Source organism: Nostoc sp., assembly GCF_036917935.1.
Lineage (GTDB): Bacteria > Cyanobacteriota > Cyanobacteriia > Cyanobacteriales > Nostocaceae > Nostoc.
On the sequence record NZ_JBALEL010000042.1, the window covers coordinates 1 to 14,960 of the forward strand.

The 14,960-nt window shown below is 42.4% G+C and carries 10 protein-coding genes; 6 read left to right on the top strand and 4 right to left on the bottom strand.

From position 1 onward, the window contains the following. Nucleotides 1-1,302 precede the first annotated feature (1,302 nt). Nucleotides 1,303-2,058: an FHA domain-containing protein gene (locus tag V7K62_RS18985; protein WP_334866669.1), complete on the top strand. Its 756-nt coding sequence runs from the start codon at nucleotides 1,303-1,305 to the stop codon at nucleotides 2,056-2,058. Nucleotides 2,059-3,873: 1,815 nt separating this feature from the next. Beyond that, the gene (gene hetF, locus V7K62_RS18990) at nucleotides 3,874-6,390 is read left to right on the top strand and encodes a cell division protein HetF (protein ID WP_334866671.1); all 2,517 of its coding nucleotides are present in this window, start codon (nucleotides 3,874-3,876) and stop codon (nucleotides 6,388-6,390) included. Nucleotides 6,391-6,576: 186 nt separating this feature from the next. Here hetF and V7K62_RS18995 read toward each other — a convergent pair whose 3' ends face one another. Further along, nucleotides 6,577-9,603 (bottom strand): COR domain-containing protein, encoded by a 3,027-nt coding sequence (locus V7K62_RS18995; RefSeq protein ID WP_334866673.1) that lies wholly within the window; start codon nucleotides 9,601-9,603, stop codon nucleotides 6,577-6,579. A 113-nt stretch (nucleotides 9,604-9,716) separates the two neighbouring features. Here V7K62_RS18995 and V7K62_RS19000 point away from each other — a divergent pair, with 113 nt between their 5' ends. Beyond that, nucleotides 9,717-9,902, top strand: a complete 186-nt coding sequence (locus V7K62_RS19000; RefSeq protein WP_334866675.1) for a hypothetical protein — start codon at nucleotides 9,717-9,719, stop codon at nucleotides 9,900-9,902. A 130-nt stretch (nucleotides 9,903-10,032) separates the two neighbouring features. After that, on the top strand, nucleotides 10,033-10,332 hold the full coding sequence (locus V7K62_RS19005) for a hypothetical protein (RefSeq protein WP_334866677.1): 300 nt from the start codon (nucleotides 10,033-10,035) through the stop codon (nucleotides 10,330-10,332). 296 nt (nucleotides 10,333-10,628) lie between these two features. Here V7K62_RS19005 and V7K62_RS19010 read toward each other — a convergent pair whose 3' ends face one another. Then, nucleotides 10,629-11,252, bottom strand: a complete 624-nt coding sequence (locus tag V7K62_RS19010; protein WP_334866679.1) for a Uma2 family endonuclease — start codon at nucleotides 11,250-11,252, stop codon at nucleotides 10,629-10,631. Nucleotides 11,253-11,354: 102 nt separating this feature from the next. Here V7K62_RS19010 and V7K62_RS19015 point away from each other — a divergent pair, with 102 nt between their 5' ends. Then, complete coding sequence (locus tag V7K62_RS19015) at nucleotides 11,355-11,669, top strand: hypothetical protein (protein ID WP_334866681.1); 315 nt, start codon at nucleotides 11,355-11,357, stop codon at nucleotides 11,667-11,669. Between the two features lie 169 nt (nucleotides 11,670-11,838). On the opposite strand, the gene V7K62_RS19020 is transcribed toward V7K62_RS19015, so the two are convergent. Continuing rightward, complete coding sequence (locus tag V7K62_RS19020; RefSeq protein ID WP_334866682.1) at nucleotides 11,839-12,657, bottom strand: type 1 glutamine amidotransferase; 819 nt, start codon at nucleotides 12,655-12,657, stop codon at nucleotides 11,839-11,841. Between the two features lie 56 nt (nucleotides 12,658-12,713). Beyond that, entirely contained in the window at nucleotides 12,714-14,051 is a 1,338-nt protein-coding gene (locus tag V7K62_RS19025) for a Mur ligase family protein (protein ID WP_334866684.1), read from the bottom strand. A 294-nt stretch (nucleotides 14,052-14,345) separates the two neighbouring features. Here V7K62_RS19025 and V7K62_RS19030 point away from each other — a divergent pair, with 294 nt between their 5' ends. Then, nucleotides 14,346-14,933: a thylakoid membrane photosystem I accumulation factor gene (locus V7K62_RS19030; RefSeq protein WP_334866686.1), complete on the top strand. Its 588-nt coding sequence runs from the start codon at nucleotides 14,346-14,348 to the stop codon at nucleotides 14,931-14,933. Nucleotides 14,934-14,960: the final 27 nt, after the last annotated feature.

Below are 14,960 nucleotides of genomic sequence, written 5' to 3' on the forward strand. Positions count from 1 at the left end.
GCAACCTCTCTCAAAGTCCCCCAATTTATCGGGGGATTTAGGGGGATCTAAAATGTTTTGATACCGACAAGAGGACTTTTCAAACAACCTCTTAGATTGGGTAACTGAATTTTGGATATAAGACTAGTATTTTATTTTTGAAATTACTCGTAGAGATAGGGAATAGAGAACAGCAAAGAAGGAAATTAGAGGTGTACGGATTGTTTTCCGAAATAAAACCGGATTCCTATATTAGATTCTAGATTATCTTGACGGATGAATCCTTTTTATTGAAACCAATTATTTTAGATTAGTAAAATAGCCTCCCTACTTTTTCAACTATCCATTTTTATTAATAATTTTAAAACACTTATTTTATCAGAATCACAAGGCTGAACTTTTCTCCTATCTGGAAAAATCAGCCCTAATTATTCTCGATAAAAACTCAGATTTAAGTAAGGCTTGCTGAAAAAATCAATGTATATAAAGAAATATAAATTAGCCGTAGGGTGTGTTATGCCGTAGGCTAACGCACCTTGGATTGTTGACGGTGCGTTGGGCTGTGCGACACTACAACGGATAGCACAGCGTTAGCGAATCATCTCCCTTCTCTACTAGACGCTGGGAGAAGCTAGCGTCTAGGGCGATCGAGCGTCGGGAACCTCCGCAACGCACTGGCTACCCTAGATTAAAATTTCTCAACATAGCTGGAAATATTAAGTAAGTAGGTGAGAATAAATCAAAGTAGATTAAGTAATGTAAAAAATCTGGAGATGAGTTCGTAGTGTACCCCTTTGGGGAAGCAAGCTACGCGTAGCGTCTCGTAGAAAGGGCTACCTCTGCGGGAACGCTTCGCGAACAGCCCTCAAATTAGGACTAAAGTCCTTACTACAAACCTTGAATTATTCACGCCGCTCTACTTAGCACCGACTTACTTATTCAGAATTGGCTAAATAGATACAATGTTTAGGTTGGTCGATAGCGATCACTCTCAAAAATGTTAAGAAATATCCAGTTATCGAGCAAAAATACGCAGATATTTGTTAATTCTTCATGAAATCTTTATAGGTTTTATCTGTTACAAATAACAAATGATTATTTACAATAAACAATAAAGCATCCTCATAATTTTTTCAAGATATTTTCATGCTTTTTATGACTATAAATAACAGGGAATCTTGCACCTAAAAGTTGTAAAAAAGAACGCTCTGAAGCCACTAAATTTTTCAGATGACAGCGGAAAGTGAAAAATCAATTATCCCTGATTGTAGGCTGAAATAGAATATTCACAACCGAAATCAGGTAGTAAAAGGTTTACGTATAATGACTGACTTTGCACAAACGGAAATAGAACGGCGATTAACTTTATATCAGGTATTCCTCAAGTTGTATGAACACCACGGCAGTCTTCTAGATGAAATTCTTCAGCTAGAAAACCTATATCAACCGTCGTTAACGAGAGTAAAGGTATGTTACGTACATGGTGTAGTAGATACTGCTGCTGTTTATTTGATGACTAACTTGTGCGACAATCAGACTCAAAGTTTACGACAGCCACAGCAGCTCTGGACGATAGGTCGGAATCGTACCAGTGGTATTTGTATTGCTGATAGTCATCTGTCTCGTCGCCACGCTGCTATTCAGCATATTGACGATCAAGGCTTTTACTTAATTGATTTCAACAGTACCAATGGCTCGTTTGTGAATGGCGATCGCGTTGTTGGGCCAATCAAGCTCAAAGATGGCGATCGCATCCGTCTAGGCAATATGACTTTTGATTTTTTTGTGAATACTACCTGCCGCGTTTTGCCAACTGTAGCAATAGATTTATTGATGCAGCTTGTGTATCGAAAGAATAATCAGACAGTAGAAATGCTTACTTATTCCCAGAATAGACAAAAACCTCTAACTGAAAAACCAGATTCTAATTTAGAGACTTTCAGAAATTTTGGAGTAGTTGAGAAGCTTGAAAATTTTTATGACAACTTTAGTTCCGAACAAAAATCAGAAATTTTAGACCGCTTGTTTACTAGACAAATACCGTCTAATCCCAGCCAGCTAAAAAATTGGAACTTCTAGCAGTTTTCAATTGCTTCCGGAGTGCTGTTAGCGGTAGCGAGGCGTTTAGCCTGTGCTGAGTAAGAAGTAGGGTCTGCTGAGGCAGACAAATAATGAAAGTTAAAAGGGAACAAGGAATAGGGAACTCGTCAAAATATATAAAAAAAATTAAGAATGTGATTAAATATCATAGCAATCATTTTGGAGTGGGATATCTAGCTCACAATAAAAAGAAAGCGATTCAGGGATTGAGTGAGCAAGTTATCCTCTATGCTGGCAACATGAGGATACTCAAGGTCTACCAGCAGTAGCAACAAAGTGATCCACTCCAGTTATGTGGCTCACCGCTACGCGTCTACGCCAAAAAAAACCCCCAGTGAGCGTTAGCCTACCAGGGGAGTTAGTTATCAGGGTGCATCTACCAATTAAATGTTCTCAGGTTGAACACCATACTCCGGATAAATTTGTACAAAGGTCAGTTATTTTTTTAAATAAAAAAAACCCCAGTCGGTGTTAACCTACTAGGGGAGTTAGTTATCAGGGTGCATCTACCAATAATCTTTTCTAGGGGCAGCCAGTATCTTCCGGGAAAAATCAACTAAATCAGGGATGATGGCGATGTCTACAACGGGCTATGACGTTCGTACCCCTACGGAGAAGCAAGCTACGCGTAGTTTCTCCGACAGGAAAAGACTCGCTAGCACTTCTCTACCAGACGCACTCGCGATCGCTATTAGTAACGCAACTACTAGAAAAAACCCCCAGTGGGTGTTAACCTATCAGGGGAGTGAGTTATCAGGGTCAGTTATTTTTTTAAATAAAAAAACCCCAGTCGATGTTAATCTACTAGGGGAGTGAGTTATAAGGGTGCATCTACCAATAATCTTTTCTAGGGGCAGCCAGTATCTTCCGGGAAAAATCAACTAAATCAGGGTTGATGGCGATGTTTATGACGGGCTGTGATGCTCGTACCTCTACGGAAAAGCAAGCTAGGCGTAGTTTCTCCGACAGGAAAAGACTCGCTAGAACTTCTCTACGAGACGCACTCGCGATCGCTATCGGTGACGCAACTAGAAAAAACCCCCAGTGGGTGTTAACCAACCAGGGGAGTAAGTTATCAGGGTGCATCTACCAATAATCTTTTCTAAAGTAAATGGGTCGCTACCGGATAAATTAGCAGAGGTTGAAGTTGTTACTGTTTGTTGATCAAAGAAAAACCTCAGAGGGGTTAGTTATCAGGACAGACCTAGCAATTAAATGAACGGTGCGCTACCTGACAAAATGGGTGTGTCAGGGTTAATCAATAGCACTCAATACTTCATAAAAAAACCCCCTGTGGGCGTTAGCCAACGAGGGGAGCTAGTTATCAGGGTGCATCTACCACTTAAATGTTCTAGGTTTAACCACCATGCTCCGGATAAATTTATTAGAAAATTGATTGTTGTCGTGTGTCAAAAAAACAAAAGTGGATATTAAGTGAATTAGGGGAGTTAAAGATCAAGGGACATCCATCTATTAATCAAGTATTCTAGGATTAAGGACTATTTTCTGGTAGAGAATATCTGCGTCAGAAATTGCTGTTGTTTGCCAAAATAAAAAAACCCCCAGTGGGTGTTAGCCAACTAGGGGAGTTGAAGATCAAGGTGCATCTACCAATTAAGTGTTCTAGACCCAAGTAATCCGATCCGGATAAAGTTGTAAAGGCAGGAAAAACCAAAACAGCACCGAATCAGAAACATTCAGGGGCGTGATGCATCTAAATTATCAGAGGAAGCGAAAAATCGACTTGAAACTTTCGCGTTTCAAACCAGATTTAGGAGGCGGACAGGAGAAGTTGTGACCCAGGAATTCCATATTTCCGTAACCCCAGTAGGGCAAAATGACTACTTGGTGCGGACGGAACAAGTCGCGCCTGGGGTACCATTGGCAGAAGAATTGGTGACTTGGCCTATAGCTGATTGGTTGATGGCTGCTGGGCATTTGATGAATGACCCGTTGAAGTCGGTATTGCAAGGAGATCCATTTACCTCTGGCGGGCATGAAAGCGATATCGCCAGAAACTCTGTGAATTTGGTGGCGTTGGGTCAACAATTTTATAACGCCCTATTTCAAGGCACTCTCAGAGATAGTTGGATTACTGCCCAAGGTATTGCCCAGAACCACCAACAAGTACTACGCTTACGCTTGGGGCTAAAAGACACGAGGTTAGTTCGTTTGCCTTGGGAAGTGATGCACGCAGGCGATCGCCCTCTGGCTACTGGGCCTTATGTGGCTTTTTCTCGCTTCCAAAGTGGAATTTCGGGGGCTTCTCCTTTGCGATCCCTGCGGGGGGCTACGCCTACGCAAAATATGCCCACACCACTAGAACAAGGTGGTGTGAAAGTATTGATGGTAATTGCTTCTCCCTCAGATCAAGTCCGTCTTGACTTACAGAAACAGGAAGCGATTAAATTACAGGCGGAACTTCACCGTCAAACATCACGACTTGCTGAAGGTAGAAATCGGTTTCCAGAAATTGAACTGACTGTATTAGACCAACCAGGACGGGAAGAACTGACGCAAGCCCTAGAACAAGGCAGATACAACGTTCTACACTACTCTGGTCATAGTAACTTAGGCACCAATGGCGGAGAAATTTATCTTGTTGGTCGCAGAACTGGCTTAACGGAAATCTTGACTGGGGACGATTTGGCAGGTTTGCTCGTCAACAATAATATCCTGATGGCAGTGTTTAATTCCTGCTTGGGCGCATACACAGCAGCGTCCAATCCCTCTGGAGATACTGGCGAACGAAACCTAGCAGAAAGTCTGGTGAAGCGCGGAATTAGAAGCGTTTTGGCGATGTCAGAACGGATTCCTGATGAAGTGGCGTTGACGCTCACACAATTGTTTTACCGCAACTTGAGTCAGGGATATCCAGTAGATTTGTGTGTAAGTCGGGTGCGCCAAGGATTAATTTCTGCTTATGGTTCTCACCAGATGTACTGGGCATTACCGATTTTATATCTTCAGCCAGAATTTGACGGTTTTCTGAGTCAGGAAACTGAGGCATCCGCAAGTGTCGAGTCGCTGAATCAGTATAGTTCGTCTTTAGGGACAACTTCTACGATGTACTCTGCGATGGCTGATGATAGCGAGATGCCTTTAGGAATGGAAGATATGATTCCTTCTGGTTTGACGCGTGACTCTTCTGGGTTGGACTGGCTGGGTGAGGATACTTGGGGCGATCTGGTTGATGAAATTGAATATGATGACCCAAGCTATGAAGAAGATTCGGCGATAGTTTCGGATTTGTTTCGTCAGCTAGATAACCAAAAAGCTGCAACTGAACCGGATCAACAAATTCACGAAAATAGTCTTCACCAAAGCCAGGTTTCAGAAGAAATGACTTCCCCAGAAGAGGAAGCAGATTTGTGGGGAGAAGTTCCGCCACCGCCACCTGCAACTCCTGGGAACCTTGAAGGGAATTGGCAAAATTCTAATTTTTTGCCGCAACCAGCCCCAGCAAGACCTCGTACCCGTCGCCGCCAGCTGTGGCCGATTGTGGGTGTTGTGGGGATCAGTGCGATCGCCGCTGCGATCGGTTTCAATTGGTGGTGGCAAAATCGCCCCCAAGCAATGCCTAAAATACCAGCAATTCCCACCCAGTCTCTACCTGATTCTCGACCAATTCAAAAGCAGCCGAACATCGATTTAGGAATAGAAGCGACTGGAATTGTCACCGCTACTGCTACGGAAAAATTGAGTCAGGGTGATTTGCAAGGTGGGTTATTGGCTGTAGAAGAACTACTGAATCGGGGCGCACTGGCTGCGGCTGAAACTTCCTTAAAACTAATTCCTAGTAAACAAGCTGACGATCCATCTGTGAACTTTTACAAGGGACGATTGGCGTGGCAGTCTATCCAAACTGGAGACAATAACTATAGCGTCGATGATGCCCGCCGTTACTGGGAAACTGCTGCCAAAGCTAAACCCGAATCGCTTTTGTATAATAATGCTTTGGGATTTGCCTACTACACAGAGGGTAATCTGAATCGCGCCAATGATTCTTGGTTCAAGGCTTTGAATTTAGCTCTCAAAGAACAGAACACAAATTCAACATCCAGAAATACAGGAGTGCCTCAAGATGCTTTAACTTCTTATGCTGGTTTAGCTCTGGGATTGTATAAATCTGCACTTAGTCAATCTAGTGGCAAGCAAACACAGTATTTGAATGAAGCGATCAAGTTGCGGCAAACCGTTCTCAAGTCTGATCGAGAAAATTTCCAGGTAGATAAATTAGCTAAAAATTGGCTGTGGACGGAAAAGGCGATTGAAGATTGGCGATCGCTCCTTCAGGAAAAAGGTGAATAACAGTAAAAGGGGCGGTTAGAAACCGCGTCTACACAGGCAAAACCCACCTCCGTGGGTTTCAATCTCTCAATTTTTCCTTAGTCCGCGGAGGCGGACTTTGTTTGTGTAGCCGCGAATTCCATTTGCCCTGGCTCTTGGCAAGAAGTTTTGCAATTTTCACAATTCAAATAGGTTTTTTCTATACTCTTATTTATTGCTTTGAAACTGCTTAATAATATTGCCAATTAAAGGCAATTGCTCCAGTACCATTTTTATCAAATCTACAAAAGATTTCTCAGAAAGGCGATCATCTCCACGCAGTTGTAAGACTCCGATTATGACTATAAATAAAACAGTACCAATAATGACTAGGGCTAGGGAATAAATTGGTAAGATACCTGCAAATATCCCAACTGTATTAAAGACTATTGCGAATACGAGTAAATAAAACATTCCATTTCGATAAGCCCAGGAAAGCGTAACCTGCACTTCTGGTTTAGAATTATCTTCCTGTTTAGATGGTTCCGTCATAAAATTATTTTCTTGCTTTGATGACTGAATTACATTATTAATTGTTACAACGACATTTTCCCTTCTTCTCTCAAAGGTATTAGGCAGAAAATCGCCACTCTTCTGCTGTTCTGCTTTCAGTAACTCCCTTCTGTCCATCACATCATCAATTAAGCCTAATACATCAACCATTTGATAGCTTTTTTGACATTGAATGTGTTCTTGCTTATCAGCTACAAACTGTCGCAATATCTCAAAGGGGTAAAAGTGTGGCTCTTGGCTATCTTTGCAAGTGTCGCAATTACAGGGGATTAACTTGTTGTACTTCAGTAGCTTGTACGAGTCATGAATTTTATCAAGTTCATGTGTAACTATAGTCATCAAATCCCTTTTGTGACGACCTGAGACTCGAATCTTAATCTCCCGTTTGCCGTAATATTCAATCACCTCTGCCTTCGTCTGGTCTTTGCTGAGAACAACGCCGCTTTTCCAGACACATTGTTGTTCATTCATCAACTCATGCATGGCGACGATGAATTGGGTGATGATGCCTTTGGGCATGAACTCGTAAGTGTAACGCAGAATCAGGTTGTTGGTTTCATCCCAGTTATATGAGGGTTGATTAGCAGATAGCAGTTGTGGGGCAATATACTTTCCTTTGCTTCTAGGAATTTCGTAGCACAGCTTGAAGTTGATCATCAGGCGCAAGAGTTCATCATGCATCGTGCTGTATTCGTCTTCACACCAGATGTTTGCCAAATCAGACCGGGTGAAACTGCCCAGGTTGCGAATTACCTTTTCATTATCCAGCACCTTGTAGACTGCATCAGTTAACCACTTGGGTTTGAGGATGACGGTCTTGTTCAAAAGCGGGTCTTGCTGGAAGTGCAAGCATACTCCCAAATCGTGCAGATAGCCGCTTAACTGCAACTTGTCATTTCTTTGGGTGAACCCATTTTGTTGGCAGATGTTCAGATATTCATCCAAGTTGATGTAATCGCGTGCGTCACTCTCCAAAGCTTCCCGGACTCTAACCCAGGTTTTTGGGAGCGGACTGCCAATATGGGGTAGGTTTTTAATGTAATGCTTGATTTTTTCTAAAACTTGTTCTAAACCTCTGTTGTCAGCAAGGTTTGTTGGTAAAGTCTCCTTCAAATTAGTAAACTGCCCCCGTAACTCACGTTCATTAATTTCCCGGTGGCGGTTTTGCCTCTCATTTTTGATGATTAGCAGGGGACTGTTATCGCTCAACAGTTCTACTACATTCAACCAGTAATAAAAATCCGTGTCTTCCTTGCGGCTATCTGCCACTAAAACGTAAAGGGAACGCTTGGTGAGGAAAAACTGGTGAGTAGCATGGTAAATCTCTTGCCCCCCAAAGTCCCAGATATTGACTCGAAACTCTCGCCCATTTTCCATTGGGAAACGCCACTGGATAATCTCAATTCCCTTCGTAGAGTCTTCCTCTCGGAGTTGATAATTTTGGTCTTCAATCTTCTTCGCCTGTGTTGTTTTCCCTGCTCCTGCTTCGCCGACTATTAGTAACTTTGCTTCGTAGAGATAATCTGGGCCTTCCATTTTCAGTTGTCGGAAATAATCCTTAATCGCCTGAATACCTTGTACAACAATTTCTGGCGGTGGCTGTTCAATGGGGTTGTCGTATAAATACAAAGTGGTGAGTTGTGGCAGGCGGGTGATGGCTTCTGGCAGCATCGTTAATTGGTTGAGGCTTAAATTCAAATCGGTGAGGTTTTGTAGGCGGGTAATGGCTTCTGGCAGCGTCGTTAATCGGTTGTCGCTTAAATACAGGGAGGTGAGTTGTTGCAGACGGGTAATAGCTTCTGGCAGCGCGGTTAATTGGTTATAGCCTAAATATAGAGTCGTAAGGAATTGCAGACGGGTAATAGCTTCTGGCAGCGTGGCTAATTTGTTAACGCTTAAATCCAGGCTGGTGAGTTGTTGCAGACGGGTAATAGCTTCTGGCAGCGTAGTTAATTTGTTAACGCTTAAATCCAGGCTGGTGAGTTGTTGCAGACGGGTGATGATTTCTGGCAGAGTCGTTAATTGGTTGTAGCTTAAATTCAGGGTGGTGAGTTGTTGCAGGCGGGTGATGGTTTCTGGCAGAGTCGTTAATTGGTTGTAGCTTAAATTCAGGGTGGTGAGTTGTTGCAGGCGGGTGATGGCTTCTGGCAGTGTCGTTAATTTGTTGCGCCTTAAACTTAGGGTAGTGAGGTGTTGCAGGCGGGTGATGGCTTCTGGCAGCGTCGTTAATTTGTTACCGCTTAAATCTAGGGAGGTGAGGTGTTGCAGACGGGTGATGGTTTCTGCCAGCGTCGTTATTTGGTTGTAGCTTAAATCCAGGGTGGTGAGGTGTTGCAGACGGGTGATGGTTTCTGCCAGCGTCGTTATTTGGTTGTAGCTTAAATCCAGGGTGGTGAGTTGTGGTAGGCGGGTGATGACTTCTGGAATCCTAGTTAATTGGTTATCGCTTAAACTTAGGGTAGTGAGGTGTTGCAGGCGGGTGATGGCTTCTGGCAGTGTCGTTAATTTGTTACTGCTTAAATTTAAAACCTCCAAGCATTCCAGTTCAAACACCTCAGCAGGAATCTCTATTAATTTTTCTTTGTTATCAGTACGCCAATAATTGCTTAAATCTAATTCTTTAAGCTTTTTCTCTTTTGCTTTTCGGATTTTTTCAAGGAAACGTTGAGGTGTATATTCCATACTGAGGTTCACCTGTCAACTAAAATTATATTTAATGCCCCTGCTTGGCTGGACAATCTTGCAACTACTAATATTTTGCACTAATCTCAACAACCGCCACAGGTTAGAAACTTATGGCTGATAGCGAAACTCTTCTTAAGAGGACTAAATTCTTTCCAGACTTAGGTTTTAGTTTACTTGAGTGGCTTTGGCTATTGGTTCCTAGAAGTTCGAGTTTCAGGCGATCGCGGGTGCTAATTGACAATGCTGCAAGAGATCAAAGCAATCTACTATCCTGTGTAACACTACGCGATCGCTAATAATTTTTACGCAATCTCAAAATAATTTATCATTAATAATGGTTCAGATTGGCTTGTAAACAAGTCCTTGATACTCGTAAATGGAGCTACGAACTCCGTTGATGAGTCTTTGATACTCGTGAATGGATCTATGAACTCCGTTAATGAATCTTTGATACTCGTGAACGAGGATATTTTGTCGGTTCATGAGGATATTTTGTCGGTTCACGAGGATATTTTGCCGGTTCATGAGGATATTTTGTCGGTTCACGAGGATATTTTGTCGGTTCACGAGGATATTTTGCCGATTCACGAGGATATTTTGCCGGTTCACGAGGATATTTTGTCGGTTCACGAGGATATTTTGCCGGTTCACGAGGATATTTTGCCGGTTCACGAGGATATTTTGCCGATTCACGAGGATATTTTGCCGGTTCACGAGTCTTTGTAATTCGTCGATAAATCTCAAATACTCAGGGACGAGTCTTTGAGACTAACTCACGAACACTTGGAACTTATGAATGAGTATTTGAGCTTTGTGGATGAGTAGACTTCTTGCATAAATCAAAAAAAGAACCCCACCCCGCCTTTGACTTACGTCAAAGTCTCCCCTCCCCGCAAGCGAGGAGGGGTTGGAGGTGGGGTGTTAGGGGACTTTTGCAAGAGGTCTAGTATTTCAGACTCGCGCACGAGTGTTTGTCACTCATTAATGGGTTGTATTGACTCTTTTACATCTTTAGCCGTTTTTTACGCGACTTCTCCAGCTTGAAAAATCTGTTCAGCAGTTAAATTAAACTCTGGGAACGCTAGCGACTGAATGCGATCATCTCCCCGAAATTGCCTAACTTGATACTCACCTTCAATTAGTTGGTAAATCGAGATAGTTGGTTGTTTAGGATTGCCAATAAAGCGCCTACCACCTAAACCTAGATAGTCTACAATCCAATATTCAGGTATTCCGACCTCTTCATATTTACCTGCTTTGGTAAAATAGTCGTCTCGCCAGTTAGTACTTACTACCTCAATTACTAAAGGAATTGATGCCGCTTGGCTTACAGTAGATTCTTTTTTCCACAGAGGTTCATTTACTAAATTAGAGTTATTCAACAACAGTACATCTGGTGAGTAAGCTGCTTCGCTCTGAGTCGGTTTAACGAATGCTGTTTTGGGGATGAAATAAGGTAGTTTTAAACGCTTGTATTCTGTAACTATTTCCCCAACTAAAAATCCAACAATTTGTTCATGTTCACCTGTGGGAGGAGCCATTTCAACAATTACTCCATTATGCAGTTCATAGCGTCGTTGTGAGTTTTCTGGATACCAAGCGATAAATTTATCAAATGTTACTTGTTTGGTTAAGGCTTGAGTCATACTTTGCCCTTTGTTAATTTAAAATGAGAGGCAGAGTCTCCTGAATTACGTTCCCTGTAAAAGCCAGGAAACAAAAAATTCTCTAATTTCCTGGAGGTAAAAATGGAAACGAAAAAATTGCGATGGCTTTGCCAACGCCAAGGGCGAACGTATATTGGGACAGATGGGATATTGTACATTCAGACACCCACTGATTTTAAAGATACATCTGTAGAAGTAGTGGTAGTTGTGCAGCCGTTAGATCAAACAGACCTTGCACCATGCGATGACACCGTACTGCAATATAACGCTTGGGGAAAGCCGACGACAAAAAAATCGATTCAAGAAGCAATTGCCAAAATGCAACAACTGCGGCGAGAAGTAGCTTTAGATAAAACCTCAATCCGCGAAATGGTTGAAGAGGGGCGAAGATTTTAATGCAGTTTGTTTTGGATTGTTCTGTAGCAATTAGCTGTGTGGGGTTAGTGGTTGTTAACGAGGAAACATGAACTCAGATATGAGTTTGGGGCGTTTGTCACCCCTTTCCAGATGAAACCGGGGAATTGTGTTCCCTGTGAGAGTCAGGGAAGGAGAAAAACACGAAAATTTAAACTTTCGCCGCCGCAGCATTTGGTAAACTCACTTTCAACCGCTTAAACATCGCTTCCCGCGCTTGGACAGCAAGATTATCATCTAAAGGTTGCAAGGTAATTTCCTGCTGATACTTTAGCCGCAATGCTGTTTGAATTAACCAATCGGCGACAAAAGGATTTTTCGGTAACAATGGCCCGTGGGAATAAGTAGCGATCGCATTCTGATAAAATGCTCCTTCTGTCCCATCTTCACCATTATTTCCCAAACCGTACACCACTCGCCCCAATGCTTCCACTTTCCCTAACTTGGTGCGTCCGCCGTGATTTTCAAAGCCTACCAAATATGGTGTGCTACCCGTCATCTCTTTTAAATCTCGCGCTAAACGAGAAGCTGTAACTTCAATTACCAAGTTACCAATACAGCGCTTAGTATTTTCACCAGGATGCACGGAAACTAAATCGAGTATTCCTAAACCTTCAATCCGTTGTCCTAAGCCTGGTTCATAATAATGTCCCAGTAATTGGGGGGAACCACAAGTAAATACTCCCGGTGTGCCATTTTCGATTTTCTCGCGCATCGCGTCAGCTTTCGCACCTTGCAAATCACGCATGACAATCTCTTGCTGGCGATCTTGTGCGCCACCACCGACTATGACATCTACAGTTTTAATATCTGCGGCTGTGGCATTTTGATCCAGGGGTAACACTTTAACATCGTATCCCCGCCACTCGGCGCGACGTTCTATAGTAATTACATTACCGCGATCGCCATAAGTACTCATCAGCGTCGGGTACAACCAACCAATTGTTAATTCCAAATTTTGATAACTCATAAATTTAGGGAATGGGGAATGGGACTATTACAAATGACAAATGACCAATGACAAATTTAAAGAATTTTTCGACCAGTCAGAACTTCTCGCACTTCTAGCATTGCTGAGTAGGTAGGTAGAATATGCAAAGTTTCATTCTCTGGTGTATGCTCTAATGCAGTAGCGATCGCTTGTCGCAAATCTTCTTCGACTATTAAATTTAAGTTACTCTCAGGGGACTTTTGGCTGTAACGTAGACGTAGTGCCATATCATAGACGCGATCGCCACTCACTACCAAAGTCCCGCCGCGTTCGACTAATTTCTCCGTATCCACGTCCCAAATCCAGGATACATCAGTGCCATCGGGCGTGCGATCGTTCAATACCAGCAGTGTGGTTTTATCTGTGCTTTGAGTAACTACGCGAATGGTTTCATTCGTTCCCACAGGGTTTTTTGATAACAATATCCGCACCCGTTTACCGTTAATTACTAAATCTTCAGCCCGACCAAAGGCAGCTTGAAAATTGTTAATAGTATCTCTGATTGTTGCTTGATCAACTCCTAACTCAATAGCCGCAGTAGCAGCAGCTAAAGTATTGTATTTGTTGTACAAACCAACCAGAATTTGCGACCATTCATTACTTTCCAGAGTCGGTTTACTTTTAGTAAAACCACACTTGGGACACGTAAAATCTCCCAAATGAGACAAATAAACACCCTTGTAATCTAGGGAATGCCCACATCTGGGACAATAAATAGAATCGACAGCGTGAGGAATAGCTTCTAGATAATGTTCTGGTTCATTCAAGCCAAAGAATAACACCCGTTGCGGTAACTGCTGACCGAGGTTAGATAAAGTTGGGTCATCAGCATTGGGAATTACCACCGTTTCTGCTGGTAGGGTAGAAATAACTTTTGTCCAACGCTTACTAATTGTGTCTACTTCGCCGTACCTATCGAGTTGGTCGCGGAACAAGTTTAAACAGAGAATGATTCGCGGCTGGAGTGGCGCTAATACTCTTGGTACAATATTTTCATCAACTTCCAAAATGGCGTAATCAGCATTTAGTGTACCTAGTAAGTTGGTGCTTTCCAATAACGCACTTATCAAGCCATTTTCCAGATTTGCACCTGTAGAATTATGAGTGATGCGAAAACCCTTGCCTTCTAGTATCGTGCATAAAAGCAGCGCTGTAGTGGTTTTGCCGTTAGTACCAGCAATTAAAATCACCCCATTTTTAACTTGCTGACTCAATAATTCTAAAAGTCGGGGTTGAATGCGACGAGCGATCGCGCCTGGTAATACACTAGCAGCACCTAGACGCAAAAATTGTACAATAAACGTTACACTTTTTGCCACTGACACCGCGAAACCCAATCGCAGCCTATCTATGAATTGTATTTTGTTTCCCACATCTGTACCCTAGTCTTCTGGCGGTTGCTAATTAAAAGTGCAAATTTAATCTTGTGAGTTTAGCGAATCCTGACTGAAAAAGCCAGCCATAGCAATTTTGAATTTTAGATTTTGGATTGTTGCACTACTTCGCCTTTGTTTTGACTTGCGCGTAGCGATACCAGCCACTTGCGAGAGATAATCTCAGTAAGCGTTATCTTAAAAAATAGTGCGTGGGCGTAATTACATATCCAGCCCAGTTGGCCGAATTCAGCACAAACTCACAACAAGTAGTAGCTTGCAAGGTTCCTTTTGATGAATAGCACAAAGTTTCTTTTTTTACATAAACAAATTACTGGCTGGCGAAGGTGGTTGTCCAAATGCCTGTTCTTGCTTGCAAGTCTTTTCATTATAAGTATGCAACCTGCATCTGCTGGTCTTAATAATGATTTATATGATGGCAACATCTTTGTCGTTTATGCTGGCAATGGTTCATTGGTTCCTCCCAGACAGACACTGGCACAATCTTTAGCGGAACATAAACCCGTATTTTTGGCCTTTTACGTAGATGACAGCAGCGAGTCCAAAAGATATGCTATTTCCATTTCACGGGTACAGGAATTCTATGGCAGGGTAGCAGAAATTATCCCGATTAATGTCGATACTATCCCGCCTAAACAGACCTACGACCCTACAGAAGTAGGATATTACTATTCTGGAGGTGTTCCTCAAGTCGTGGTGTTTAATAAATCAGGTGAGGTAGTTTTGAATAAAAAGGGTCAAGTAGCTTTTGAAGAGATAGACGATCAATTTCGCAAAATCTTTGAATTGTTACCACGCACGGAAACAGCACAGCTAAAGCGGCGAGCCTTTAATGAGTTTAGTAGTGAGTTAGCTAAGTAACTTATAGGGTAGACCAAATTGGTCTGC